Below are 26,350 nucleotides of genomic sequence, written 5' to 3' on the forward strand. Positions count from 1 at the left end.
TCAGGAGCCTCCGTCGTCGGTGAGCAGGTGGAGCAGCGGATTCCGGGGGGAATCCGGAAGCGGTTCGTCGTCCTCCCAGGTGCGGGCGAGGGCGCCCACCGAGGAGAGCTCGCCCAGCAGCACCCCGCCGACCAGCCGGTCGCCGCGCAGGACGACCTTGCGGTAGGTGCTGCGGGTGGCGTCGGCCAGGCGCAGGACGTCGTCGCCGGGGCGCGGGACGGTCTCGCCGAAGGCGGCCAGGTCCAGGGGGCGCTCGCCCGCGACCAGGGTGAGGCGGGTCAGGGCGCGGGTGCCGCTGTAGCGGGGACCGCCGGGGGAGGGGCGGGTACCGGCGCGGTCTGCACGGTCTGCACTGTCTGCGGGCGCTGCCGGGTCCGGCGCGCCTCCCGCCAGCACGGCGGCGAGGGCGTCGGCCTGCTCCAGGGCGGGGCCCGCCAGCCCGTAGACCCGGCCGCGGTGCTCGGCGCAGTCCCCGACGGCGTGCACGTGCGGATCGCTGGTGCGCAGCTCGTCGTCCACGAGGATCCCCTCGCGGACGGCCAGCCCGGCGGCCCGCGCCAGTCCGGTGCGGGGCCGCACCCCGCAGGCGAGCACGACCAGCTCGGCGTCCAGGCGCAGCCCGTTGGCGAGCTCGGCCCCGGTCACCCGGCGCGGGCCGGGCCCGCCCGCCGTGGTCAGGCCGCGCACGCGGCACTCGGTGTGCACCTCCACGCCCAGCGCGCCGATGTGCCCGCGCAGCAGGGCGGAGGCCTCCTCGTCGAGCTGGCGCTCCATCAGCCGGTCGCCCTGCTGGGCCAGGACCACCTGGGCCCCCCGCTCGGCGAGGGCCCGCGCGGCCGAGACCCCGAGCAGCCCGCCGCCGATGACCACGGCGCGCAGCCCGGGCCGGACGGCCTCCGACAGGGCCAGGCAGTCGGTCATGGTGCGGAAGGGGTGCACGCCCTCCGGCAGCTCGCGCCCGGCGCCGGAACCGGGCCCGCCGCGGCCCGCCGGGGGCTCGAACAGCCCGCGCAGCGGGGGCAGCACCGGGTTCGAGCCGGTGGCGAGCACCAGGGAGTCGTACGGCAGGACCGCTCCGTCGTCACAGTGCACGGCCCGGTCCGCGCGGTCGATGCGGACCGCCCGGACCCCGCGCCGCAGCGCCGGGCCGGCCGCCGGGAGCGCGGTCACCTCGGGCCCGTAGCGGCCCGCGAGCACCTCGGCGAGGAGCACGCGGTTGTAGGGGACGTGCTGCTCCTCGCCGAGCACGGTCACGGAGGCGGCGGGGCCGAGGCGCTGGGCGAGCCGCAGTCCGGCCAGGCCGGCGCCGATCACCACCACGCGCGGTTGCGGGGTCATACCGGTGAGCCTGCGGCCGGGCTGTTTCCCGGGGGGAACCCCCCTGTTACCCGTACGGAACGCTGACCTCACCGGGGAGGGGCCGGGCTGTGAGCCCGCGGCGCCGGAGCCCCGGTGGGCGGAACCTCAAGTCCCGCGCAAGTTTTCGATGATCGATGGATTCTGCACCTAACTACTCCGTAGGGTCGCGGGCGTGCCTGACATATCGCTGACGATGCTGCTCGTGCTGTGCCTGGCCGCGGCCGCCGCGGGCTGGGTGGACGCCGTGGTCGGGGGCGGCGGGCTGATCCTGCTGCCCGCCCTGCTGGTGGGCCTGCCCGCGGGGGTCTCCCCGCAGCACGCCCTCGGTACGAACAAGGCCGTGGCCATCGTCGGCACCACGGGAGCCGCGGTCACGTACGTGCGCCGGGCCCCGGTGGACGTGCGCACCGCCGTCCGCGTCGGGCTCGCCGCCCTGGGCGGCTCCACGGCCGGGGCCGCCTGCGCCGGACTGCTCAGCCGGGACGCGCTGCGGCCGCTGATCATGGTGGTACTGGTGGCGGTGGCCGCCTTCGTGATCCTGCGGCCCGCCTTCGGCACCGCCGCGGCCGCGGGCCCCGCGTCCCGCCGCCGGCAGATCGCCGCGATCCTCCTCGCCGGTGTGGGCATCGGCTTCTACGACGGCATGATCGGACCGGGTACGGGCACCTTCCTGGTGCTCTCCCTGACGGCGCTGCTCCACCTCGACCTGGTGACCGCCTCCGGCACCGCCAAGATCGTCAACGTCTGCACCAACGCGGGCGCGCTCGCGATGTTCGCCTGGCAGGGCCAGGTGCTGTGGCAGCTGGCCGGGCTGCTCGCCCTGTTCAACCTGGCGGGCGGGATGCTCGGGGCGCGTACGGCGCTGAAGAAGGGCACCGGCTTCGTCCGCGGGGTGCTGCTGGCGGTGGTCGGCGTGCTCGTGGTCAAGCTCGGCTTCGACCAGTGGGGCTGACGGGGGCCGTGGGGCGGGCGGGGGCGGCAGCGCCTGCTCCGGCTCACCGGGAGCCGGTCAGCCGGGCGAAGACGACCACGTTCCCGCGGTACGCCGAACCCGTCCCCGCCGCGGCGTCCGTCCGTCCGCCGCCGCACGTGATCACCCGCAGCTCGGCGCCGTCCGAGGGCCCGTACACCTTCCGGTCCGGGAAGTCCCGGGCCTCGTAGACCTCCACCGCGTACACGGTGAACACGGCGGTACGGCCGTCCCGGCGCAGCACCTCGACGGTGTGCCCGCGGCGCAGCGCGCCCAGTTCGTAGAAGACGGCCGGTCCGCGGGCGTGGTCCACGTGGCCCGCGACGATCGAGGTCCCGGCGGCCCCGGGCGGGGTGCCGTCCCGGTACCAGCCGGCCAGTCCGGGCTGCTCCGGGGGCGGTACCTCCAGGCGCCCGTCGGGCTGGAGCCCGAGTCCGGCCAGCGGGGCGTCCACCCGGATCGCGGGGATCCGGATCCGCTCGGGGGCGGCGGGCTCCAGCGGGGGAGCGGCCGGCGGGTGCGGGGCCGGGCGCGCGGGGCCGGTGCGGCCGGGGGCCGCGGGGCCGGCGGCTGCGGGGTCGGACGGGGTACCGGTACCGGGTTCGGCGGTGCGTGCGGGGCCGGCCGCGAGGGCTTCGGTGACCGGGGGCTGCGGGGGCTCCTCGCGGGCCCCGGCGCCCACGCCGATCAGCCAGATGCCCGTACACGCGGCGAGGGCGGCGAGCCCGCCGTGGCGGGCGTTGCGGTTGCCGCCGCGCGGGCCGGAGGTTCCGGAGGTGCCGGACATGGGAGGCCCCCTGGGACGGGTGGATGGTGCGGACGTGCCGTCGGGTGGTGCCGGCGGTGCCGCCGGGTGCTGCGGATGTGCCGTCGCCCGCCCGCACGAGCGGGGGGACCTCGGGGGCGGGCGACGGGGGCGGTGCCTGCGGACCTCGGAGGTGTCCGTCAGCCCTGCGCGCCGCTCGCCCGGCGGCGCAGGACCCAGGTACCGCCTACGGCCGAAGCGGCCAGCAGGGCCGCTCCCGCCGCGATCGTGACGGGGTCGGCGGACTCCTCGGTCCCACCGCCCGCGCCGGTCTGCACGTGGCCCCGCGGGCCGCGCTCGGTGACGGTCAGGTCGCCGGTGGCGAACTTGCCGTTCGCGCAGGTGACCCCGATGCCGTAGGTCCCGGGCCGGGTGTCCCCGGCCACGGTGAAGCGGCCCACGACGTCCTCCTTGTGCGTGCCCGGGGCCAGCTTGAAGCGACCGCCGCCCACGGTGCTCGCGTCCCCCTCCGCGGAGCCGCCCGGGCCGCACGCCGTGGTGTTCACGGTGACGGTGGTGCCGGGTGCGGCGGACCGCGGGGAGACCTCCAGGTGCCCGAACTCCGCGGCTGAGGCGAGGGCGGCAGCGGCGAGGGCGGCGGCCGGACCGAGCAGGGCTGCGGTCAGCAGGGTGCCCGTCGGCAGGGGCGCGGTACGGCGGCGCATGGTCGCTCCTCGGGATACGCGGGGCTCGTGTCTCCGAGGTAAGTCCCCGCGCGGCCCGCACGCCTGCTGACGTACCGTCAGGTCTGCTCTGACGCTACTCCGGACGGGCTGCGCGCGGGCCCCGGGCCCCCGCATCTGCGCTCGTCAGAGCCCTGCCGGGCGGTACCGCGGCCATCCGGGGCACGCCCGCACCGTCCGGGTGACGGGTCACGCGCCCTCGGCGCCGCGGGCAGGGTGACGGCGCCCGGGCCCCGCCCCCCGGCGGGTTCGACGGGTCCACGCGGGCGCCGATGACCTGGGCCTGGCCCAAGGCGGTGGTCAGGCCCGGCCCCGTGCCCTGGCCGCGCTCCGGAGCACCCGTCAGGAACCGCTGCGGGCCCCTGCGGCGACCGACCGTAGGCCGGGCTCCGTCACGGTCGCCGGGAGGTCGTGCAACGGCGGCGCATACGATGCCCCGGCACACGTGAATCGGGACTTCCGGCAGGGCCGGACCTCCCGTCGTACCCGAGGGAGGAACCCGTGGCATCGGTCGAACGGCCGGAACCGGCAGCCGTCGGCCCGGCGCCCGCCGCGCAGGTCCTGGCGGTCCTGACCACCGTCGATTCCGCGGACGCGGCCCGCGCCCTGGCCCGCGGAGCGGTCGCCGCCCGGCTCGCCGCCTGCGCCCAGGTCGGGGGCCCGGTCACCTCGGTGTACCGCTGGCAGGGCGCGGTCGAGACCGCCGAGGAGTGGCAGGTGGCGTTCAAGACCACCGCTGAGGCGTACGGGCGCCTGGAGGCCTGGCTGCTGTCCGAGCACCCGTACGACACCCCCGAGGTCATCGCCACCGAGGTGGTCCGGGGCAGCGCCGCGTACCTGGAGTGGGTGGCGGCGGAGGCGAGCCGGTGACCGCGCCCGCGCCCGATCCGGCACCGGCACCGGCACCGCAGCCCGTACCGGCGTGCGTACCCGTACCGGCACCGGCGTCCCGGCCCGTACCCGCGCCCGCGCCCGTACCGGCATCCGCCCCCGCCAGCCCCCCTCCCCCCGCCGAGCTGCCGTTCTTCGTCTACGGCACCCTGCGTCCCGGCGAGGTCAACCACGGCCTGTTCCTGCGCGGGCGCACCGCCGCCGAGGTGCCCGCGCGGCTGCCCGGCGCCGCCCTGTACGACGGGCCCGGCTACCCCTACGCCGTCGCCGCGGACGCCGGTTCCGTCACCGGGGAACTGGTCACCGCGGCGCCCGGCCGGTACGCCGGGCTCGTGACCGCGCTCGACGGGCTGGAGGAGTGCTTCGGCCCCGGCCACCCGCGGAACCTGTACGACCGGGTGGCCCGCGAGGTCCTCCTCGCCGACGGCACCCCCGTGCGGGCCTGGGTCTACCTCGCCGCCGCCCCGCTGGCCGCCCGCCTGGCCCGCACCGGCACCCCGATCCCCACCGGCGACTGGCTCCGCCGCTGAGCGCCGGCCGGTCAGCCGGGTACCGGCAGCCGTACCCGGGGTCAGACCGGCTGCACCCGCACCGCGCACACCTTGAACTCCGGCATCCGCGAGACCGGGTCGAGCGCCGGGTTCGTCAGGGAGTTGGCCCGGCCCTCGCCCGGCCAGTGGAAGGGCATGAACACCGTGTCGGCCCGGATCGCGTCCGTGATCCGGGCCGGGGCCACGGCCCGGCCCCGCCGCGAGACCACCGCGACCGGCGCCCCGTCCACGGCCCCGATCCGCTCGGCCAGCCGCGGGTGCAGCTCCACGAAGGGCTCCGGCGCGGCGGCGTTCAGCTCCGCCACCCGCCGGGTCTGCGCCCCGGACTGGTACTGGGCCACGACCCGGCCCGTGGTCAGGATCAGCGGGTACTCGGCGTCCGGCACCTCGGCCGCGTCCCGGTGGGCCACCGGCACGAACCGGGCCCGCCCGTCCTCCGTCGCGAACCGGTCCAGGAAGAGCCGGGGCGTGCCCGCGCTGCCCTCGGGGCAGGGCCAGAAGACCCCGTCCTCCGCGGCGATCCGCCGGTAGTCGATCCCCGAGTAGTCCGCGGGCCCGCCCGCCGAGGCCCGGCGCAGCTCCTCGAAGACCTCCTCCGGGTCGGTGGGGAAGCGCTTGTCGGCGTTCTCCACCCCCAGCCGGCCGGCGAGCCCGTGCAGCACCTCCAGATCGCTGCGGACCCCCGGCGGGGGAGTGAGGGCCTGCCGGCGCAGCAGCACCCGGCCCTCCAGGTTCGTCGTGGTGCCGGTCTCCTCGGCCCACTGGGCCACCGGCAGCACCACGTCCGCGAGCGCCGCCGTCTCCGACAGCACCACGTCCGCGACCGCGAGGAAGTCCAGCGAGCGCAGCCGCTCCTCGACGTGCGCGGCCCGCGGGGCCGACACCACCGGGTTCGAGCCCATCAGCAGCAGGGACCTGACCTCCCCGCCGAGGGCGTCGAGGAGCTCGTACGCGCTGCGCCCCGGCCCGGGCAGGCTGTCGGGGTCCACACCCCACACGGCGGCTACGTGCGCGCGCGCCGCCGGGTCGGTGAGCTTGCGGTAGCCGGGCAGCTGGTCGGCCTTCTGGCCGTGCTCGCGGCCGCCCTGCCCGTTGCCCTGGCCGGTGAGGCAGCCGTACCCGGACAGCGGGCGGCCCGCCCGGCCGGTGGCCAGGCACAGGTTGATCCACGCGCCGACCGTGTCGGTGCCCTTGGACTGCTGCTCGGGGCCGCGGGCGGTGAGCACCATCGCCGACTCCGGCGCGCAGAACATCCGTACCGCCTCGCGGAGGCTGGGCACCGGCACGCCGGTGAGCCGCTCCACGAGCTCGGGCCAGTGCGCCATCGCCGAGGCCCGCGCCTCCTCCCAGCCGGCCGTACGGGCCGCGATGAACTCCTCGTCCGTGCGGCCCTCGGCCACCACCAGGTGCAGCAGGCCCAGGGCGAGGGCGAGGTCCGTACCGGGGCGGGGGGCGAGGTGCAGGTCGGCCTGCTCGGCGGTGCGGGTGCGGCGCGGGTCGACGACGATCAGGGTGCCGCCGTTCTCCCTGAGCTCGGTGAGGTAGCGCAGGGCCGGCGGCATGGTCTCGGCGAGGTTCGAGCCGACGAGGACCACGCAGCCGGTCCTGGGGATGTCCTCCAGGGGGAAGGGCAGCCCGCGGTCGAGCCCGAAGGCCCGCTGGTGGGCGGCGGCCGCGGAGGACATGCAGAAGCGGCCGTTGTAGTCGATCTGCGAGGTGCCCAGCGCGATCCGGGCGAACTTCCCGAGGGTGTACGCCTTCTCGTTGGTGAGCCCGCCCCCGCCGAACACCCCGACCGCGTCCGCTCCGTGTGCGGCGCGGGTACGGGCCAGGCCCGCGGCGACGGCGTCGAGGGCCTCCTCCCAGCCGGCCGGCTCCAGCCGCCCCGTGGCCCGGTCGCGGACCAGGGGCCGGGTCAGCCGCACCCGCGAGGAGAGCAGCGCGGGCGCCGTCCGGCCCTTGCCGCACAGCGCCCCCCGGTTGACCGGGAAGTCCACCCGCTCGCCGACCGTCACGCCGCCGTCCGGGCCGCCGTCCGGGCCGGGCCCGGGCAGCACGTCCATGCCGCACTGCAGGGCGCAGTACGGGCAGTGGGTCGGGGTGCGGCCGGTGACGCTGCCGGGGCCGTCGGCGGTGGAGGCGGCGGGGCGGGCGGCGCGGTCTTCGGGGAGCATGGCGCCAGCGTGGGCGGCGGGTGTTACACGGGCCGCCGCACCGCGTTACGAACCCCGCACACCTCCCTCAGCGCCCCGCACCCGCCCCGGTGAGCCCGGGCCGGCGGGCCGCCCCCCGCCTTCCCCGTACCCCTACTGCCCTGTGACGTGCCCTACTGCCCTGTGAGCTGCGCGATCGTCTTCCCGGCGGTCCAGCCGCCGTCCACGGCCAGCTCGGCGCCCGTCATGTAGCCCGAGGCGTCCGAGAGCAGGAAGGCTACGGCGGCCGCGATCTCCTCGGGTACGCCGACCCGGCCCATCGGGGCCCCGGGGTAGTTGCCCTCGCCGGTTCTGATCCCGACCGGCTCGGTCATGGGGGTGAGGGTCATGCCGGGGTGGACGGAGTTCACGCGGATCCGGGACTCGGCCAGCTCCACCGCCCCGATCTTCGACAGCCCGCGCACTCCCCACTTGGAGGCCCCGTACCCGGAGGTCAGCGCCAGACCGGTGAGGCCCGCGGCCGAGGAGACGTTCACGATCGAGCCGCCCCCGCCCGCGCGCATCAGCGGTACGGCCGTCTTGATGCCGATGAACACGCCGAGGAGGTTGACCTCCAGGACCCGCCGGAAGTACTCGGTGCTCTCGTGCTCCAGCGGCGAGGCCGAGGCGATCCCGGCGTTGTTGACCAGCCCGTCCAGCCTGCCGAACTCCGCCAGCGCGCAGTCCAGGGCGGCCTGCCACTGGGCCTCGCTGGTGACGTCGTGCTCCACGAAGCGGGCGCGGTCCCCGAGGGCGGCAGCGGTGGCGGCCCCCTCGGCGGCCAGCACGTCCGTGACCACGACCCGGCCGCCGCCCTCCACCACGGCCCGCGCCGCCGCCGCACCGAGGCCGCGGGCCCCGCCGGTGACGACGACGACCTTGCCGGTCAGATCCACAACAGCCACGGGGCACCTCATCGGGCAGACGGGACGGGAGGGACGGCACTGCGATCCGTATGCCTATTAGTCATATGGCCGCACCGCGCCAGTCTGCCAGAGCCCCGGTGACGGTGTCAGCGCCCCGGCGCCCCTCCCGGCGCCCGCTGGCCCTCGGCCTCCCCGGACCGGCGCCCCGCGGCGGCCAGCGCCCGGGCGACCCCCTCCTCCCGCTGCCCGAGGAAGTGCGGATCCGGTTCGAGGGCCGCGTCCAGAGCCGCCTTGCCCGCGGCGAACACCTCGCGGGCCCCGCCGTAGTACCAGGTCGCGTCGTGCACGTCGGTGACCCCGACCCCGTACGAGTCCACCCCCGCCGCCTGGCACAGCGCGACCGCCCGCCGGATGTGGAAGCCCTGGCTGATCAGCACGGCCCGGTCCACACCGAAGATCTTCTTGGCCCGGACGCACGAGTCCCAGGTGTCGAAGCCGGCGTGGTCGCTGACCACCCGGTCCGCCGGGACGCCGTGCTCGGTCAGGTACGTGCGCATCGCATCGGGCTCGTCGTACTCGGTACGGCTGTTGTCCCCCGTCACCAGCACCACCTTGACCCGGCCGTCCCGGTACAGCTCGGCGGCGGCATCGAGCCGGCGGGCGAGGTACGGGGTCGGGCGGCCCTTCCACAGACCCGCGCCGAACACCACCGCCACCTCGGACGCCGGTGCGTCCGCCGTGCTCCGGAGCCGGTCCTCCGCCACCGCGTGGGTCCAGGCCGAGGGCAGCAGCGCCAGTACGCACAGTCCCATCACGGCCTGGACCGCCCTGCGCCGTCCCCGAATCCCCACCGGAACCTCCCCACCCGAGGGGCCCCGAGCCACCGCGCCCGCCCACCACCCCCCACTCACGATTCACAAGACGCCCCCACACCCCCCACGGTTGCCCTCGCCCCCGACCCACCTGAGCGGCCCCTGCCCCCGACCCGCCTGAGCGGCCCCTGCCCCCGACCCGCCGCGCGGTGCCCGACCCCAGCTCCCGCCGCGCGGGGCGCCCCCCCCCTGCTCCCGCTGCGCGGGGCCGTCCCCCACCCCGCCCCTTCCCGAAACCGGGGCTCCACCCCGGACCCCGTTCCGTGCGCTCCGCGCCCGGTGCGCTCAATCGCCGCGCGGGCTGGATGAACCGGGCTCGGCGCCGGACCCCGTCCCGTGCGCTGCCCGCCTGGTGCGCTCAATCGCCGCGCGGGCTTGATTTCCCCGAGCCGGAATCGGACAGCAGCAACATCCAGCCCCGCCGGCGTTTGAGGCGCGGGGGTGTGGGGGCGGAGCCCCCGCTTCGGGAAGGGGCGGGTAGGGGAAAGCCCCGCGCAGCGGCCGAACCCACCGCACCCCGCCCCGCACACCGACCCCCCCACCCGCACCCCCATCCCCGCCACTGACACCCGCCCCGCCCCCTCCGTGAGCCGCCCGAAAACCCCCGTCACGCCCACGCAACGACCCCGCAACCTCCCCCCGGCACGATCGGACATCCGAATCCCCCTCCGGACCGGAATGCCATACGAGACCCGCAACACCTCAGCCCCCGGCACCCGCCCAGCCCCCGCCAGGCCGCCACCCCCGCCCCGCCCCCGCCAGGGCCCCGGCCCCGCCGAAAGGAGCCCCGATGCCCACCCTCGTCGCCGTAGCGCACGGCAGCCGGGACCCCCGCGCCCTGCGGACCGTGTCCGCCCTGCTCGGGCTCGTCCGCGAACTGCGCCCGCAGCTGGACGTACGGCTTGCCCACATCGAGCTGAACGAGCCCCTTCTCGACCCCGTCCTGGAAGGACTCACCGACCCCGAGGCCGTCCTCGTCCCCCTCCTCCTCGGCCGCGGCCACCACGTCAAGCACGACCTCCCCCGCGCCGCGGCCCGCGCCGAATCACGCGCCCAGGCACAAGCCCAGGCACAAGCCCAGGCACCCACCCCCGCCCCCACCCTCCGCATCCACGCAGCCGCCCCCCTCGGCCCGCACCCCCTCCTCGCCGAGGCCCTCCTCGACCGGCTCCTCGACACCGGCTGGAGCCCCGGTCCAGGCGCCGCCGTCGTCCTGGCCTGTGCCGGCTCCCGCGACCCGCACTCCGCCGACGACGCCCGCGCCACCGCCCTCCTGCTCTCCGAGCGGCTCGGCGGCCTCCCCGTGGTCCCCGCCTTCGCCTCGGCCGTGTCCGCGACGGTCCCCACCGTGCCCGCCGCCCTCCGCTCGCTCGCCGCCCGCGGCTACCACCGCACCGCGCTGGCCTCGTACTTCACCGCTCCCGGCCGGTTCGCCACCGAGTGCGCCGCCGCCCTGCCCGGCGCCGCCGCCGCACCGCTGGGCGCCCATCCCGCCCTCGCCCGGCTGGTCCTGCACCGCTACGACCGGGCCCTGGCCGCCCGCCCGAACCGGGCCGCGCACCCCGCCGGGCACCCCCGCACCCCCGCCGCCCCCCACCTCCTCGCCTCCGCCTGACCACCGCGCCTGCGCGCATACGCCCCCGGACCCCCGACCCGTCCGGTTACCGTCGGAGGCATGGAAGGCACCGCACGCGAAGCGCTCCACGAGTCCCCGTCCCACACCACCCCCGCCCCACCCGCCCCACCGGCCCCACAACGCGTCACCCCCACCCCCCACACCACCCCAGCCACCCCCACCCCCGCGCCCCCCACCTACGGTCCCGCCGACACCGACCGCTGGGTCCCCGAACCCGACAAGCGCCCCGGCCGCACCGCCTTCCAGCGCGACCGCGCCCGCGTGCTCCACTCCGCCGCGCTCCGCCGCCTCGCCGGCAAGACCCAGGTCGTCACCCCCGGCACCAGCAGCCAGGACTGGGACGCCAGCCCCCGCACCCGCCTCACCCACTCCCTGGAGTGCGCCCAGGTCGGCCGCGAGCTCGGCGCCGCCCTCGGCTGCGATCCCGACCTCGTCGAAGCCGCCTGCCTCTCCCACGACATGGGCCACCCGCCCTTCGGGCACAACGGCGAGGAGGTCCTCAACGAGTTCGCGAAGGACTGCGGCGGCTTCGAGGGCAACGCCCAGTCCCTGCGGCTGCTCACCCGCCTCGAGCCCAAGCGGTTCGTGCACTCCGCCGAGACCGGCGGACCCGTCAGCGTCGGCCTCAACCTCACCCGCGCCTGCCTGGACGCCGCCACCAAGTACCCCTGGCCCCGCGGCGGCCACCCCACCGACCCCGCCTCGGTGAAGTTCGGCGCCTACGAGGACGACCTGCCCGTCTTCGCCTGGCTCCGCGAGGGCGCCCCCGCCGACCGCAAGTGCTTCGAGGCCCAGGTCATGGACTGGTCCGACGACGTCGCGTACTCCGTCCACGACTTCGAGGACGGCCTGCACGCCGGGCACCTCGACCCCAACCTCCTCTTCGCCGACCCCGAGCGCGACGAGATCTGGCGCGTGGCCATCGGGCGCTACGTACCCGCGGGCACCGACCCCGAGGAGCTGCGCGAGGCCCTCGACCGCCTCATGGGGGAGGAGTGGTGGCCGCACGGGTACGACGGCTCCGCCGTGGCCCAGGCCCGTCTGAAGGACGCAGCGAGCCAGCTCATCGGCCGGTTCTGCCTCGCCGCCGAGACCGCCACCCGCGAGGCCTTCGGCCCCGGCCCGCTGACCCGGTACGCCGCCGAACTCGTCGTCCCGCGCGCCACCCGCAACGAATGCGCCGTCCTCAAGGCCGTGGCCGACCTCTACACGATGCAGCGCGAGGAGCAGGAGCGGCAGCGCGCCGAACAGCGCATCGTCCTGGCCGAACTCGCCGAGGCCCTCCTGACCCGCGCGCCCGAGGGGCTGGACCCCCAGTTCAGGGCCCTGTTCGACGCCGCGCCGGACGACCGGGCCCGCAAACGCGCCGTCGTCGACCAGATCGCCTCCCTCACCGACGCCTCCGCCCTCTCCCTGCACGCCCGTCTCACGACGCGCCGGGGGGTGAGGTGATCGGGCCATTCCCCCTTCACGCGGCAGGCTCGTTGCGGGACGCTCGCATGTGGTCGCACATGGCCCACAGGTTATAAGGAGGCATCAGGTGGTCGACGCACACCGGACATTCGTCATCGTCGGCGGGGGACTGGCCGGAGCAAAGGCAGCCGAGACGCTCAGGTCCGAGGGGTTCACCGGCCGGGTGATCATGATCTGCGACGAGCGCGACCATCCCTACGAACGGCCGCCCCTGTCCAAGGGCTTCCTCACCGGGAAGAAGGGCCGCGACTCCGTCTTCGTCCACGAGCCGGCCTGGTACGCCGCCGCCGACGTCGAGCTGCACCTCGGCCAGGCCGCCGTACAGCTCGACCGCAAGGCCAAGACCGTCCTCCTGGGCGACGGCACCGTGGTCCCGTACGACCGGCTCCTGCTGGCCACCGGCGCCGAGCCGCGCCGCCTGGACGTCCCCGGCACCGACCTCGCGGGCGTCCACCACCTGCGCCGCCTCGCCCACGCCGAGCGGCTGCGCCGGGTCCTGGCCTCCCTCGGCCGCGACAACGGGCACCTGCTGATCGCCGGTGCGGGCTGGATCGGCCTGGAGGTGGCCGCCGCCGCCCGCGGCTACGGGGCCGAGGTCACCGTGGTCGAAGCGGCGCCCACCCCCCTGCACGGGGTCCTCGGCCCCGAGCTCGGCCGGCTCTTCGCCGACCTGCACGCCGAGCACGGCGTCCGCTTCCACTTCGGCGCCCGGCTCACCGAGATCACCGGCCAGGACGGCATGGTCCTCGCCGCCCGCACCGACGACGGCGAGGAGCACCCGGCGCACGCCGTGCTCGCCGCCATCGGCGCGGCCCCCCGCACGGCCCTCGCCGAGACCGCGGGCCTCGCCCTCGTCGACCGCGAGCACGGCGGCGGGATCGCCGTCGACGCCTCCCTGTGCACGTCCGACCCGGACATCTTCGCCGTCGGCGACGTGGCCGCCGCCCACCACCCGGTGCTCGGCACCCGGCTGCGCGTCGAGCACTGGGCCAACGCCCTCAACGGCGGCCCGGCCGCCGCCCTCGCCATGCTCGGCCGGCACGTGTCCTACGACCGGGTGCCGTACTTCTTCTCCGACCAGTACGACGTCGGCATGGAGTACTCCGGGTACGCGCCGCCCGGCAGCTACGACCAGGTGGTGATCCGCGGCGACGCGGCCAAGCGCGAGTTCATCGCCTTCTGGCTCTCCGAGGGCCGCGTCCTCGCGGGGATGAACGTGAACGTGTGGGACGTCACCTCCGGCATCCAGGCCCTGATCAGGTCGGCCGCACCCGTGGACCAGGAGGCGCTGGCCGACCCCTCCGTCCCCCTCGCCGCCCTCACCGGCTGAGCGGGGACGGCCGGCCGCGCGGGGCGCCCGGGAGGATTGTCGGAGCACGGCCGTAGACTTCACGCGTGGCTGGCAGGATCAATGACGACGACGTGAAGGCGGTACGGGACGCGGTCCCGATCGACGCCGTGGTGTCCGAGTACCTCCAGCTGCGCAACGCCGGCGGCGGCAACCTGAAGGGCCTGTGCCCCTTCCACGACGAGAAGTCCCCGTCCTTCCAGGTCAGCCCCAGCAAGGGGCTGTACCACTGCTTCGGCTGCCAGGCGGGCGGGGACACCCTCGACTTCATCATGAAGATCGACCACCTGTCCTTCTCGGAGGCCGTGGAGCGGCTGGCCGGCCAGGCCGGCATCACCCTGCGGTACGAGGAGGGCGGGTACACCGCCGGCACCAGCGGCCGCGGCGAGCGGATCCGCCTGGTCGAGGCCCACAAGGCGGCCGCGCAGTTCTACGTGGACCAGCTGGACGGGCCCGAGGCCGAGATCGGCCGCCGGTTCCTCGCCGAGCGCGGGTTCGACCAGGCCGCCGCGGCCCACTTCCAGGTGGGCTACAGCCCCGCCGGCTGGGACCACCTCACGCGCTTCCTGCGCGGCAAGGGCTTCACCGACAAGGAGCTCATCACCTCCGGCCTGGCCCAGGACAGCCGCAGCGGAAAGCCCATCGACCGCTTCCGCGGCCGCCTGATGTGGCCCATCCGCGATATCACCGGCGAGGTCGTCGGCTTCGGCGCCCGCAAGCTCCGCGACGACGACAACGGCCCCAAGTACCTGAACACCCCCGAGACGGCGATCTACAAGAAGTCCCAGGTCCTCTACGGGATCGACCTGGCCAAGAAGGAGATCGCCCGCACCAGCCGGGCCGTCGTCGTCGAGGGGTACACCGACGTCATGGCCTGCCACCTGGCGGGGGTCACGGACGCCATCGCGACCTGCGGCACCGCCTTCGGCGGCGACCACATCAAGATCCTGCGCCGCCTCCTGATGGACAACGCCACCGCCGAGGTGATCTTCACCTTCGACGGGGACGTGGCCGGCCAGAAGGCCGCCCTGCGGGCCTTCGAGGACGACCAGAAGTTCGCCGCCGAGACCTCCATCGCGATCACCCCCGGCGGCATGGACCCCTGCGAACTGCGCCTGGCCGAGGGCGACGGGGCCGTGCAGAACCTGGTGGAGTCCCGCACCCCCCTCTTCGAGTTCGCGATGCGGCACATCGTGTCCCGGCACAACCTGGAGAACCCGGCCGGCCGCGCCGCCGCCCTGGACGAGGCCGCCCCCGTGGTCGCCAAGATCAAGAACATCGCCATCCAGCACGAGTCGGCGGTCCAGCTCGCCGGGATGCTCGGCATCCTCGACGAGCAGTTCGTGGTCAAGCGGGTCGCCCAGCAGGCCCGCTGGGCCCGCGAGCGCGGCGGCAAGGCCCCCGCGGGCCCGCAGCGCCGCGGCGGGCCCGACCAGAGCCCCGCGCCCGCCCAGCAGGCCCCCGCCCACGCCCCGGGCCCCGCCCTCAACCTCCGCAACCCGGTCCACCTCACCGAGCGCGAGCTTCTCAAGCTGGCCCTCCAGCGCCCCGACCTGGTCGCCCCCACCTTCGACGCCTACGGGGCCGACGAGTTCACCGCCGCCCCCTACGCGACGGTCCGCCAGGCCATCGCCGAGGCCGGCGGGGTCACCGCGGCCGGCGAGGACTACCTCGCCCGGGTCCGCGACACGGCCCCCGACGACACCGTCCGCAAGCTCGTCACGGAGCTCGCCGTCGAGGCCATCCGCGCCAAGACCGTGGACGAGGCCTACGCGGGCGTCCAGCTGGTCCAGGTCCGCCTGCGCGCCGTGGACCGCCGCTTCCAGGAGGTCCAGGGCGCCATGGCCCGTATGGCCAGCCACGCCTCCGCCGAACAGGCCGCGGCCCTCCAGCAGGAGCTGTGGGTCCTCCAGCAGTACCGCCAGTCCCTCCGCAACCGGGGCGCGGAAGCCCTCTGACCGCCGTCGGACGGCACCGCCGGAGCGCGGCGGACCGTCCCGTGGACCCCGTACGCGTTCGATACGGCGCGATCTTGTCGGACACGCGTACGAGCGGCATCGGGCTTCGGTCCGGTGGGTAACCATCCGGTCACACAGCGGACTCAGAAAGTCCTCGCACGCCCCTCGTGGCAGCGATGTGTCGTACCCCACACTGAAGAGCGGTGCCTGAGTCCTCGGAGCCCTGGAGGTCGCCCCCGTGCAGACCCAGACCCTGACCGAAGCCGTGCCCGCCCGGAGCCGGGCGGAGGAGTACCCCGAGACCGGCAGCGGACCGGGCTCCGGCCCGGACCCCGAGCCGGAGGCCGCGGCCGGGGGCGAGTCCGCCGAGGCGGCCGCAGCGCAGTCCGCGGAGCACGAAGCACCGGAGCACGAAGCACCGGAGGACGCAGCAGGGGAAGCGGCGGAGGACGCCGCGGAGGACGAGGCGGACGGCGAGGGGGAGGCCGGGGCCGGGCTGCTGGACCGGGTGCCCGCCCCGCGCCGCCGGGCCGATACCGCCGGGCCCACCTCCGACCTGTTCCGCCAGTACCTGCGCGAGATAGGCCGCATACCCCTGCTGACCGCGGAGGAGGAGGTCGAACTCGCCCGCCGGGTCGAGGCCGGCCTGTTCGCCGAGGAGAAGCTCGGCACCGCCCGCGACCTCGACACCCGCCTCGCCCTCGACCTCGACAAGCTCGTCGTCATGGGCCGCATGGCCAAACGCCGCCTCATCGAGGCGAACCTCCGGCTCGTCGTCTCCGTGGCCAAGCGGTACGTGGGCCGCGGCCTGACCATGCTCGACCTGGTCCAGGAGGGCAACCTCGGACTGATCCGCGCCGTCGAGAAGTTCGACTACGCCCGCGGCTACAAGTTCTCCACGTACGCCACCTGGTGGATCCGCCAGGCCATGTCCCGCGCCCTCGCCGACCAGGCCCGCACCATCCGCGTCCCCGTGCACGTGGTCGAGCTGATCAACCGGGTGGTCCGCGTCCAGCGCCGGATGCTCCAGGAGCGCGGGTACGAGCCCACCGCCGAAGAGGTCGCCGTCCACCTGGAACTGACCCCCGAGCGGGTCAGCGAGGTCCTCCGGCTCGCCCAGGAGCCCGTCTCCCTCCACGCCCCCGTCGGCGAGGAGGACGACGTCGCCCTCGGCGACCTCATCGAGGACGGCGACGCCGCCTCCCCGGTGGAGTCCGCCGCCTTCTTCCTGCTGCGCGAGCACCTCGAAGCCGTGCTCTCCACCCTCGGCGAGCGCGAGCGCAAGGTGGTCCAGCTGCGCTACGGGCTCGCCGACGGCAGGCCGCGCACCCTGGAGGAGATCGGCCGGATCTTCGGCGTCACCCGCGAGCGGATCCGCCAGATCGAGTCCAAGACCCTCAACAAGCTGCGCGACCACGCCTTCGCCGACCAGCTCCGCGGCTACCTCGACTGACCCCGGCACCCGGCGCGGCCCCGGCGCGGCCCCCGGCGCGGCCCCGGCGCGGCCCCCGGGGCGGCCCCGGGGCACCCGCCCGGCCCGCCGGGGTGGCTCAGTCCACCTCGGCCACGGCCTCCGCGAACTGCGCCGCGTACAGGCGCGCGTACGCCCCCTGCGCCGCGAGCAGCTCCGCGTGCGTGCCCTGCTCCACGATCGAGCCGTTCTCCATCACCAGGATCACGTCCGCGTCGCGGATCGTGGACAGCCGGTGCGCGATCACGAACGAGGTCCGGCCGTGCGCCAGCCGCGCCATCGCCTTCTGGATCAGCACCTCGGTACGGGTGTCCACCGAGCTCGTCGCCTCGTCCAGCACCAGGATCACCGGATCCGACAGGAACGCCCGCGCGATCGTGATCAGCTGCTTCTCACCCGCGCTGACCCCCGAACCCTCGTCGTCCAGCACGGTGTCGTACCCGTCCGGCAGGGTCCGGATGAACCGGTCCGCGTGCGCCGCCCGCGCCGCCTCCTCGATCTGCGCCCGCGTCACCGCCTCCCGCGCCCCGTACGCGATGTTCTCCGCGATCGTGCCCCCGAACAGCCAGGTGTCCTGGAGCACCATCCCGATCCCCGACCGCAGCTCCTCGCGGGTCATCTTCGAGATGTCCACCCCGTCGAGGCAGATCCGGCCGCCCGTCACCTCGTAGAACCGCATGAGCAGGTTCACCAGCGTGGTCTTCCCGGCACCCGTCGGCCCCACGATCGCCACCGTGTGCCCCGGCTCCACCGCCAGCGACAGGTTCTCGATCAGCGGCTTCTCCGGCTCGTACCGGAAGGCGACCTCCTCCAGCGTCACCTGCCCCTTCAGCTCCGCCGGCCGCTCCGGCAGGTCCGCGTCCGGCTCCTGCTCGGCCGCGTCGAGCAGCTCGTACACCCGCTCCGCCGAGGCCACGCCGGACTGGACCAGGTTCGCCATCGAGGCCACCTGCGTCAGCGGCATCGAGAACTGCCGCGAGTACTGGATGAAGGCCTGCACGTCACCGATCGACAGCGTGCCCGAGGCCACCCGCAGCCCGCCGACCACCGCCACCAGCACGTAGTTGATGTTCGAGACGAACAGCATCACCGGCTGCATCAGACCGCTGACGAACTGCGCCTTGAAGGAGGCCCTGAACAACGCGTCGTTCGACTCGGCGAACACCTGCGCCGACTCCTCCTGCCGGCCGAACACCTTCACCAGCGTGTGCCCCGAGTACATCTCCTCCACGTGCGCGTTCAGCGCCCCCGTGGACTTCCACTGGGCCACGAACTGCGGCTGCGACCGCTTCCCGATCTTCGCCGCGATCACGATCGACACCGGCACCGTCACCAGCGCCACCAGCGCCAGCAGCGGGGAGATCCAGAACATCATCGCCAGCACGCCGACGATCGTCAGCAGCGAGTTCAGCAGCTGCCCCATCGTCTGCTGGAGGGTCTGCCCGATGTTGTCGATGTCGTTCGTCGCCCGGCTCAGCACCTCGCCGCGCTTCTGCCGGTCGTAGTACGACAGCGGCAGCCGCGCCAGCTTGTCCTGGAGCTCCTCGCGCAGCCGGTAGACCGTGCCGTTCATGACGTGGTTCGACAGCCGCGTCGCCACCAGCATCAGCAGCGCCGCCAGGCCGAAGGCCGCCAGCGCCCACAGCACCGTCGTGCCCACCGCGCCGAAGTCGATGCCCTCGCCGGGGGTGAACTGCGTCCCCGAGAGCATGTCCGCCGTGCCGCCCTCGCCCCGGGCCCGCAGCCCCTCCAGGGCCTGCTCCCGGGTGATCCCCGCGGGCATGTCCCGGCCCACGATCCCCGCGAACACCAGGTCGGTGGCGTGGCCGAGGATCTTCGGCCCCATCACCGTCATCGCCACGCTGCCGACCACGGCCGCGACCATGCCCCACAGCCGGCCCCGGTCCACCGCCAGCTGCTTCAGCAGCCGCCGGCCGGAGCCCTTGAAGTCCAGGGACCGCTGGGCCGGCCCCATCATCATCCGTCCACCGGGCCCGCTCATGCGGCCTCCGCCTCCGTCAGCTGGGAGAGCACGATCTCCCGGTAGGTCTCGTTGCCCGCCATCAGCTCCTGGTGCCGGCCCACGCCCACGACCCGGCCCTCGTCCAGGACCACGATCCGGTCCGCGTCGCGGATCGTCGACACCCGCTGGGCCACGATCACCACCGTGGCCTCCTGCGTCTCCCGCGCCAGCGCCGCGCGCAGCGCCGCGTCCGTCGCGTAGTCGAGGGCCGAGAACGAGTCGTCGAACAAGTAGATCTCCGGCCGCTGCACCAGCGTCCGCGCGATCGCCAGCCGCTGCCGCTGCCCGCCGGACACGTTCGTCCCGCCCTGGGTGACCGGCGCGTCGAGCCCGCCCTCCAGCCGCTCCACGAACTCCCTGGCCTGGGCCACCTCCAGGGCCCGCCACAGCTCCTCGTCGCTCGCGCCGGGCCGCCCGTAGCGCAGGTTCGACGCGACCGTCCCGGAGAACAGGTACGGCTTCTGGGGGACCAGGCCCACCGTCCGCGCCAGCAGCGCCGGCTCGATGCCCCGTACGTCCTCCCCGTCCACCAGCACCGTGCCGCCCGTCACGTCGAACAGCCGCGGCACCAGCCCCAGCAGCGTGGACTTCCCGCTGCCCGTGGACCCGATCACCGCCGTGGTCTCCCCGGGCCGCGCCAGCAGGTCCACGCCCACCAGCACCGGCGCCTCGGCCCCCGGATAGCGGAAGTCCGCCCCGCGCAGCTCCAGCGAGCCCTTCACGGCCAGCTCCCGGACCGGATCGGCCGGCGGGACCACGCTTGACTCGGTGTCCAGCACCTCCTGGATCCGCTCGGCGCACACCTCCGCACGCGGCACCATCATGAACATGAAGGTGGCCATCATCACGGACATCACGATCTGCATCAGGTACGCCAGGAAGGCCGTCAGCGCGCCGATCTCCATCCCGCCGCTGTCGATGCGCTGGGCGCCGAACCAGACCACCGCCACGCTGGAGACGTTCACGACCAGGATGACCGTCGGGAACATCAGCGCCAGCAGCTTGCCCGCCGCCAGGGAGACCCCCGTCAGCTCGGCGTTCGCCTCCCGGAAGCGCTCCTTCTCGTAGCCGTCGCGGACGAAGGCGCGGATCACGCGGTTGCCGGTGATCTGCTCGCGCAGCACCCGGTTCACCGTGTCGAGCCGGCTCTGCATCTGCCGGAACAGCGGCCGGGTCCGGAGCACGATCGAGCCCACCGCGATGCCCAGCACCGGGACCACCGCGAGCAGCACCGTCGAGAGCTGCACGTCCAGCGACAGCGCCATCACGATCCCGCCCACGCACATGATCGGCGCCGAGACCATCAGCGTGAACGACATCAGCGCCAGCATCTGGACCTGCTGGACGTCGTTGGTGGTCCGGGTGATCAGCGAGGGGGCGCCGAACTGGGTCAGCTCGCGCGCCGAGAAGCTCTGCACCCGCGTGAACACGGCCGCGCGGACGTCCCGGCCCAGGGCGGCGGCCGTCCGCGCGCCGAAGTAGACGGCTCCGGTGTTGCACACCAGCTGGACCAGGCTGACGGCGAGCATCAGCGCGCCGAAGCCCAGGATGTAGCCGGTATCGCCCTTGACGACACCGTTGTCGATGATGTCGGCGTTCAGAGTGGGCAGGTAGAGGGTCGCACTGGTCTGGAGGAGCTGGAGCAGCACCAGCAGGGCGATGGGTTTCCGGTACGGGCCCAGGTGGGTCCGCAGAAGTCTCATGAGCACGCGCAGGCTCCGGGTCGGCAAGATCGGGGTTTCACCCCATCTTCAACCAACCCGGTGGCCGATCCGCATCCTTTTTCGCAAAGCCGGTCCAAAGCCTGACCGGGCGTACGAATCCCCCGCGGGGCCGCCCTCAGAAGGCGCCCGGGTGGACCTGCTCGCGCGTGGCGACGTACTGCTGGCGCACGGCCTGCCAGGCCGCGAGCTCCTCGCCCGCCTCGAAGACCTGCACCGCGGCCCCGTGCCAGGCCGGCGGGGTGTGCGGGGCGAGGGTGCCCTGCTGCACTCCGAGGGCCCAGGCGGCCTGCCGGGCCGCGCCCAGCGCCGCGTAGTCCGCCGGCTGGGGGACGACGATCTGCGTGCCGAAGAGCCCGGGCGCCGCGGCCTGTACGGCGGGCAGCTCGGCCGCCGCCCCGAGCAGGAACACGCGGCGGATCTCCACCCCGCGGGTGCGCAGCACGTCGAGGGCGTCGACCAGCCCGCACAGCATCCCCTCGAACGCGGCCCGGGCCAGGTGCTCGGGCTTCATCGAGTCCCGGCGCAGCCCCATGAGGGTGCCGGCGGTGTGGGGGAGCTCCGGGGTCCGCTCGCCCTCCAGGTACGGGAGCATGACCAGCCCGTGGGCCCCGGGGGTCGAGCGCAGTGCGAGCTCCGAGAGCCCGTCGAGGTCGGTGCCGAGGAGTTCGGCGGTGCCGCGCAGGGTCCGTACGGCGTTGGAGGTGTGCACGACGGGCAGGTACATCCCCGCCGCGTCGGCGAGGCAGGTGATCATCCCGTCGGAGTCGGCGAGCGGCGCGTGGTGCACGGCCATCACCGAGCCGGAGGCGCCCAGGGAGACCACGGCGTCCCCGATGCCCAGCCCGAGGCCGAGCGCGGCCGCCATGGTCTCGCCGGTGCCCGCGGAGATCAGCAGGCCCTCGGGGGTGGTGCCGGCGGCCTCGGCCGGGCCGAGCACCTCGGGCAGCACCGCCCGGTGGCCGAGCGCGAGCTCGACCAGGTCGGGGCGGTAGGTGCCGGTGGCGGGGGACCAGTAGCCGGTGCCGGAGGCGGCGCCGCGGTCGGTGGTGCGGCGGGCGGGCCGCCCGAGCAGCTGCCAGACCAGCCAGTCGTGCGGCTGCATCAGCACGGAGGTGTGGCGGGCGGCCTCGGGCTCGTGCCGGGCCAGCCAGGCGAGCTTGGACACCGGCTGGGAGGGCTGCGGTACGCAGCCGACGGCCTCGGCCCAGGCCTGCCGGCCCCCGAGCGCGTCGACCAGGTCGAGGGCCGCGACCTGGGCCCGCCGGTCGTTGCCGACCAGCGCCGGGCGCACCAGGGCGCCCTTGGAGTCCAGCGGCAGCAGCCCGTGGGGCTGGGCCGAGACGCCGATGGCCTGGACCCCCTCCAGGAGCCCGCCGCCGGCCGCCTCGCCCAGCGAGAGCAGCCAGGACTGGGGGTCGGTCTCGTAGGGCTGGCCTGGTGGGGCCTCGCCCTCGGGCTTGGGATGGGGGGCGTACCCCTGGCGCAGCACGGCACCCGTGTCCGTGTCGCAGACGACGATGCGTGTGTAGGCGGAAGAGCTGTCCAGCCCGGCGACTATCCCCATGCGGAGATTGTGCCGCACGGGGGCCGTGGTGCGGCCGTCAGGTGTTGCTGGTTCCCCAGTCGTCGTCGAAGCCGTTCGAGGAGGCCTTGGACGAGCGCAGCGCGCGCACCCGCTCCCCGAGGGAGTCGGGGATGGCGTCCCCGACCCGGTCGCTGACCGCGTGGTACGCCTTGCCCGCGAACTGGCTCGCGTTGTGCCCGGCCGTCTCGGCCGCGTTGCGGACCGCCGGGTTCTGCGAGAACTCGCGCAGGGACTTCTTCATCTCCTCGTAGCGCTCCCGTCCCGCACGGGTCCCGAGGACGTACCCGACGGCCAGTCCGACGACGAACGTGAGCTTGTAACGCATGGCTGCCACCCTTCGCTGTGTCGGTGCCCGGCGGCCCTCCGGTACCTCCGTCGATACCGATTGGCGGAGCACCCCCCTGCTTGCGCTAATCTATGTCTCGCAACGGGCACCCGCCCCCCGGCAAGCCGGAGGAAGGGCTGTTCGGTGCAACGCAGCAATCCCCTGTAGCTCAATTGGCAGAGCAGCCGGCTGTTAACCGGCAGGTTACTGGTTCGAGTCCAGTCGGGGGAGCGCGATCCCCTGTAGCTCAATTGGCAGAGCATTCGGCTGTTAACCGGAGGGTTGCTGGTTCGAGTCCAGCCGGGGGAGCCACACGAAAGAGGACCCAGCGGGTCCTCTTTCGCGTTTTTCCCGACGGTTCGTGGAACCGGGCAGCGCTGGATGCGGTCTCCTAGGACAAGCGAAGCCGATCATGCGGGGCATCCGGAGCAGGAGATCGTATGAGCGGCTATGCTGCGGCAGACGGCGCGCACACATGTACGCGCCACGCCGTAGAGGGGCGGTAGCTCAGCCGGTTAGAGCAGCGGACTCATAATCCGTCGGCCGTGGGTTCGAGTCCCACCCGCCCCACTGCAAGCCGCAGGCGAAGAATCGTTCTCGCCTGCGGCTTTTTGCGTTCCCCGGGGTGCCGGGCCGGTGGGGCGTGGCGGCGGGGCGGGGTGCGCGGGATGTCGCCGGTCCGCGGGTGTCGCGGGTCCGCGGGCGCCCCCGCCGGGGTGGGGTGGGGGCGCCGGGGTCAGGCGGCCTCGGTGGCGTCCGCCAGATGGTGGAGGACGTCCGAGAGCTTCTCGCGGCGGGCGAAGACGGCGCGCTGCAGGTGCGCCCCCGAGCCCTCGCGCAGCAGCCGCGCCAGGGTGTCCGAGGCGTGGTCGAGGTCGCCCGCCGCCGCCAGGGCCGGGGCCAGCAGGTCCAGGAGGGTGCCCGCCAGGGTGGCGGCCGGCACCTCGGCGCCCGTGTACGGGTCCAGCCCGAACCCCTCCAGCCCGTCGCGGGCCGCGCGCCAGCGGGCCAGGCGCAGGACGTCGTCCCGTACCGCGGGAGGCGGCGGACCGCCCTCGGCCAGCTCCCGCAGGGCCGTGGCCACCAGGGCCCGGCCCAGCGCGGCCTGCATGACCGCCGCGTCCAGGTCGGGGGACATGTCGGGGGCCCGGATCTCCAGCGTGGGCCAGGTGCCCGAGGGGCGCAGGTCCCAATAGACCATCTTCGGGTCCAGCGCGGCCCCCGAGGCCAGCAGCATCTCCACGGCGTGCCGGTAGTGCGCGGTGGAGGTGAAGTGCGGGGGGAGCCCGGCTGAAGGCCAGGCGCCCCAGGCCAGCGCCCGCCAGCTGGCGTGGCCCGTGTCCCGCCCGTCCCAGAACGGCGAGTTGGCGCCCAGCGCGATCAGCGTGGGCAGCCAGGGGCGGACCCGGTTGGCCACCGCCACCGCCGTGTCCGTGTCCATCGTGCCGACGTGGATGTGCCGGCCGCAGCCGATCAGGTTGTCGGTCAGCGCCCCGAAGCGCTCGAACTGCTCCCGCTGGCGGGGCTCGTCGTGGTTCAGTGCGAGCGGGCCCCGCCGCGCCAGTACGGGGGACGGGCTCGCCAGCAGCCGGCAGCCGTGCTCGCGCGCCGCCTTGCACAGGATCCGGCGCAGCCCGGCGAGCTCGCCGCGCAGCTGGTCGGCCGTATCGGCGACCGGGGTCGCCACCTCCACCTGGTAGCGGGTGCCCTCCGAGTGGAGCTCGCGCCGGATCCCGCCGGCGGAGGCCAGGACCTCGGGCGCGGCCGGAGCCAGCTGCCAGGTGCGGGCGTCGACGAGGAGGAACTCCTCTTCCACGCCGAGGGTGAGGGGGACGGTGCCGGTCCGCTGGACGCCGGTGCCGACGGTCCCCGAAGTGCTCTTGCCAGGTTCGATCACTACGCCTCCCTGGACATACGAGTCGTTTCATCATGAGCCGACCAAGGGCGGCAGGCGAACGCCGTTTCGGTCAATCCCCGGTAAACACAGGCGAGTTCCTTCGTGCCGGGACCGCCTGCGGCGGAGCCCCTGCGGCAGGCCGGGCACCGGGGGCCGCAGGGGCCGCTGGGGGCGTGGTTACCATCCCGTGTGCACCCAGAGACCTCGGACAGACAGCCCTCGAAGCGACCGTCCCCGGACGGACAGCCTTCGGAAAGACCGTCCTCGGACGGGCAGCCTTCGGACGGACAGTCCTCGGGCGGGCAGCCTTCGGACGGACAGTCCTCGGGCGGGCGGTCCTCGGACGGGCAGCCTTCGGAGGAGGCGGGTGGGCGGGACGCGGATCGGGGCGGCGGCGGTGAGGGCGGGGGTGGCGGGGGCGGTGGTCGGCGGGGCCGGATATTCGCGGACCTGACGCCCCTGCGGGAGTCCGCGCACTACCGGCGGCTGTGGATCGGCAACACCATCTCCTGGCTCGGCCAGGGCATGACCGCCCTCGCGATCTCGCTCCAGGTCTACGACATCACCGGTTCCAGCTTCGCGGTGGGCCTCGTCGGACTCTTCTCGCTCGTACCGCTCGTCGCCTTCGGCCTGTACGGCGGCGCCATCGCCGACACCGTGGACCGCCGCCTGCTGGGCCTGTGCGGTTCGGCGGGCGCCGCCGTGCTCTCGGTCGCCCTCGCCGCGGCCGCCCTGCTCGGCTACCACGAGGTGTGGTTCCTGTACGCGATCGTCGCCCTCCAGGCGCTCTGCTTCGCGCTCATCTCGCCCGCCCGCAACGCGATGATCCCCAAACTGCTGCCCCCGGAGCAGCTGCCCGCGGCCAACGCCCTGGGATCGGTCACCAACACCACCGGCATGATGGCCGGGCCCATGCTCGGCGGGCTCATCGTCGGCTGGTGGGGCTACCAGGCCGCCTACCTCATCGACGCCGTCACCTTCGCCGCCGCCCTGTACGCGATGTGGCGGCTGCCCCCGATGCGGCCCGACCGCGGCGGGGACAAGCGCGCGCGGGCCTCCGTCCTCGACGGGCTGCGCTTCCTGGCCACCCGCCCCAACATCCGGATGACCTTCTTCTCCGACATGTGCGCCATGGTCCTCGCGCACCCGCGGGCGCTCTTCCCGGCCGTCGCCGTGCTCTGGTACGACGGGGACGCCACGACCGTCGGCCTGCTGGTGGCGGCCCCGGCCGTGGGCGCGCTCCTCGGCGGGCTGTTCTCCGGCTGGCAGGGCCGGATCCGGCGGCACGGCCTGGCCATCCTCCTGTCGGTCGCGGCCTGGGGCACCGCGGTGGCCGTCTTCGGGCTCACCCGCAACCTCTGGCTCGGCCTCTTCTTCCTCGCCCTCGCCGGCTGCTCCGACACCGTGTCCATGGTCTTCCGCACCACGATGCTCCAGGCGGCCACCCCGGACGAGATGCGCGGCCGCCTCCAGGGCGTCTTCATCGTCGTCGTCGCGGGCGGCCCCCGCCTGGGCGACTTCCTCGCCGGCTCCGCCGCCGACCTGACGTCCCCCGAGATCGCCATCACCGGCGGCGGCATCGCCTGCGTCCTCGCGGTAGCCCTCCTGTCGCTGCGCTGGCGCACCTTCGCCCGGTACGACGCGCGGCATCCGGTGGGGTGAGGGGGAGGGGGTACGGGGATCAGCTCCGGGCCGGGGTCTCGCCCCCCGCCCCGGCGTTC

20 protein-coding genes and 3 tRNA genes are annotated in these 26,350 nt (G+C 74.7%); 12 read left to right on the forward strand and 11 right to left on the reverse strand.

Features of this window, described 5'->3' with window-relative positions:
* The gene (locus ACZ7JZ_RS03410; RefSeq protein WP_470932703.1) at positions 1 to 1,338 is read right to left on the reverse strand and encodes an NAD(P)/FAD-dependent oxidoreductase; all 1,338 of its coding nucleotides are present in this window, start codon (positions 1,336 to 1,338) and stop codon (positions 1 to 3) included.
* Between the two features lie 193 nt (positions 1,339 to 1,531).
* Here ACZ7JZ_RS03410 and ACZ7JZ_RS03415 point away from each other — a divergent pair, with 193 nt between their 5' ends.
* Complete coding sequence (locus tag ACZ7JZ_RS03415) at positions 1,532 to 2,311, forward strand: sulfite exporter TauE/SafE family protein (RefSeq protein ID WP_470932705.1); 780 nt, start codon at positions 1,532 to 1,534, stop codon at positions 2,309 to 2,311.
* A 43-nt stretch (positions 2,312 to 2,354) separates the two neighbouring features.
* Here ACZ7JZ_RS03415 and ACZ7JZ_RS03420 read toward each other — a convergent pair whose 3' ends face one another.
* Positions 2,355 to 3,116, reverse strand: a complete 762-nt coding sequence (locus tag ACZ7JZ_RS03420) for a class F sortase (protein ID WP_470932707.1) — start codon at positions 3,114 to 3,116, stop codon at positions 2,355 to 2,357.
* Positions 3,117 to 3,274: 158 nt separating this feature from the next.
* Positions 3,275 to 3,799, reverse strand: a complete 525-nt coding sequence (locus ACZ7JZ_RS03425) for a hypothetical protein (protein WP_470932709.1) — start codon at positions 3,797 to 3,799, stop codon at positions 3,275 to 3,277.
* A gap of 519 nt (positions 3,800 to 4,318) precedes the next feature.
* Between ACZ7JZ_RS03425 and cutA the strand changes: the two genes are divergently transcribed.
* On the forward strand, positions 4,319 to 4,687 hold the full coding sequence (gene cutA / locus ACZ7JZ_RS03430) for a divalent-cation tolerance protein CutA (protein WP_470932710.1): 369 nt from the start codon (positions 4,319 to 4,321) through the stop codon (positions 4,685 to 4,687).
* Positions 4,688 to 4,833: 146 nt separating this feature from the next.
* Entirely contained in the window at positions 4,834 to 5,238 is a 405-nt protein-coding gene (locus ACZ7JZ_RS03435) for a gamma-glutamylcyclotransferase family protein (protein ID WP_470933368.1), read from the forward strand.
* A 41-nt stretch (positions 5,239 to 5,279) separates the two neighbouring features.
* On the opposite strand, the gene ACZ7JZ_RS03440 is transcribed toward ACZ7JZ_RS03435, so the two are convergent.
* From ACZ7JZ_RS03440 to ACZ7JZ_RS03450, 3 genes are all read right to left on the reverse strand, one after another.
* A complete protein-coding gene (locus ACZ7JZ_RS03440) occupies positions 5,280 to 7,322 on the reverse strand; it encodes a molybdopterin oxidoreductase family protein (protein ID WP_470933370.1) in 2,043 nt (680 codons plus the stop codon).
* Positions 7,323 to 7,585: 263 nt separating this feature from the next.
* Complete coding sequence (locus ACZ7JZ_RS03445) at positions 7,586 to 8,356, reverse strand: glucose 1-dehydrogenase (RefSeq protein WP_470932712.1); 771 nt, start codon at positions 8,354 to 8,356, stop codon at positions 7,586 to 7,588.
* 107 nt (positions 8,357 to 8,463) lie between these two features.
* Positions 8,464 to 9,129 carry a SanA/YdcF family protein gene (locus ACZ7JZ_RS03450; protein WP_470933372.1) on the reverse strand — a complete coding sequence of 222 codons (666 nt, stop codon included), beginning with the start codon at positions 9,127 to 9,129 and terminating at the stop codon, positions 8,464 to 8,466.
* 850 nt (positions 9,130 to 9,979) lie between these two features.
* Here ACZ7JZ_RS03450 and ACZ7JZ_RS03455 point away from each other — a divergent pair.
* The 5 genes from ACZ7JZ_RS03455 (at position 9,980) to ACZ7JZ_RS03475 (ending at position 17,057) form a co-directional block, all read left to right on the forward strand.
* Positions 9,980 to 10,804 carry a sirohydrochlorin chelatase gene (locus tag ACZ7JZ_RS03455; protein WP_470932714.1) on the forward strand — a complete coding sequence of 275 codons (825 nt, stop codon included), beginning with the start codon at positions 9,980 to 9,982 and terminating at the stop codon, positions 10,802 to 10,804.
* A 60-nt stretch (positions 10,805 to 10,864) separates the two neighbouring features.
* A complete protein-coding gene (locus ACZ7JZ_RS03460) occupies positions 10,865 to 12,277 on the forward strand; it encodes a deoxyguanosinetriphosphate triphosphohydrolase (RefSeq protein ID WP_470932716.1) in 1,413 nt (470 codons plus the stop codon).
* A gap of 88 nt (positions 12,278 to 12,365) precedes the next feature.
* Complete coding sequence (locus tag ACZ7JZ_RS03465; protein WP_470932718.1) at positions 12,366 to 13,628, forward strand: NAD(P)/FAD-dependent oxidoreductase; 1,263 nt, start codon at positions 12,366 to 12,368, stop codon at positions 13,626 to 13,628.
* Between the two features lie 65 nt (positions 13,629 to 13,693).
* A complete protein-coding gene (gene dnaG, locus ACZ7JZ_RS03470; RefSeq protein ID WP_470932720.1) occupies positions 13,694 to 15,604 on the forward strand; it encodes a DNA primase in 1,911 nt (636 codons plus the stop codon).
* Positions 15,605 to 15,857: 253 nt separating this feature from the next.
* Positions 15,858 to 17,057 (forward strand): RNA polymerase sigma factor, encoded by a 1,200-nt coding sequence (locus ACZ7JZ_RS03475; protein ID WP_470933374.1) that lies wholly within the window; start codon positions 15,858 to 15,860, stop codon positions 17,055 to 17,057.
* 97 nt (positions 17,058 to 17,154) lie between these two features.
* On the opposite strand, the gene ACZ7JZ_RS03480 is transcribed toward ACZ7JZ_RS03475, so the two are convergent.
* The 4 genes from ACZ7JZ_RS03480 to ACZ7JZ_RS03495 all read right to left on the reverse strand — a co-directional run bounded on the left by ACZ7JZ_RS03480 (position 17,155) and on the right by ACZ7JZ_RS03495 (position 22,732).
* Entirely contained in the window at positions 17,155 to 19,077 is a 1,923-nt protein-coding gene (locus ACZ7JZ_RS03480) for an ABC transporter ATP-binding protein (protein WP_470932722.1), read from the reverse strand.
* The gene (locus tag ACZ7JZ_RS03485; RefSeq protein WP_470932724.1) at positions 19,074 to 20,807 is read right to left on the reverse strand and encodes an ABC transporter ATP-binding protein; all 1,734 of its coding nucleotides are present in this window, start codon (positions 20,805 to 20,807) and stop codon (positions 19,074 to 19,076) included. The genes ACZ7JZ_RS03480 and ACZ7JZ_RS03485 overlap by 4 nt, the downstream gene beginning before the upstream one ends.
* Positions 20,808 to 20,937: 130 nt before the next feature.
* Complete coding sequence (locus ACZ7JZ_RS03490; protein ID WP_470932726.1) at positions 20,938 to 22,386, reverse strand: FGGY family carbohydrate kinase; 1,449 nt, start codon at positions 22,384 to 22,386, stop codon at positions 20,938 to 20,940.
* Positions 22,387 to 22,423: 37 nt separating this feature from the next.
* Positions 22,424 to 22,732, reverse strand: a complete 309-nt coding sequence (locus ACZ7JZ_RS03495) for a YtxH domain-containing protein (RefSeq protein ID WP_470932727.1) — start codon at positions 22,730 to 22,732, stop codon at positions 22,424 to 22,426.
* 158 nt (positions 22,733 to 22,890) lie between these two features.
* Here ACZ7JZ_RS03495 and ACZ7JZ_RS03500 point away from each other — a divergent pair.
* The 3 genes from ACZ7JZ_RS03500 (at position 22,891) to ACZ7JZ_RS03510 (ending at position 23,302) form a co-directional block, all read left to right on the forward strand.
* Positions 22,891 to 22,963, forward strand: a tRNA-Asn gene (locus ACZ7JZ_RS03500).
* 5 nt (positions 22,964 to 22,968) lie between these two features.
* Positions 22,969 to 23,044, forward strand: a tRNA-Asn gene (locus ACZ7JZ_RS03505).
* Positions 23,045 to 23,228: 184 nt separating this feature from the next.
* Positions 23,229 to 23,302: transfer RNA gene (locus ACZ7JZ_RS03510), tRNA-Ile, on the forward strand.
* Between the two features lie 166 nt (positions 23,303 to 23,468).
* Here the strand turns inward: ACZ7JZ_RS03510 and ACZ7JZ_RS03515 are convergent.
* On the reverse strand, positions 23,469 to 24,629 hold the full coding sequence (locus ACZ7JZ_RS03515; RefSeq protein WP_470932729.1) for a carboxylate-amine ligase: 1,161 nt from the start codon (positions 24,627 to 24,629) through the stop codon (positions 23,469 to 23,471).
* A gap of 438 nt (positions 24,630 to 25,067) precedes the next feature.
* Between ACZ7JZ_RS03515 and ACZ7JZ_RS03520 the strand changes: the two genes are divergently transcribed.
* Complete coding sequence (locus tag ACZ7JZ_RS03520) at positions 25,068 to 26,291, forward strand: MFS transporter (RefSeq protein ID WP_470933376.1); 1,224 nt, start codon at positions 25,068 to 25,070, stop codon at positions 26,289 to 26,291.
* The last annotated feature ends 59 nt before the right edge of the window (positions 26,292 to 26,350 follow it).

The organism is Streptomyces sp. NPDC038213, from assembly GCF_055600495.1.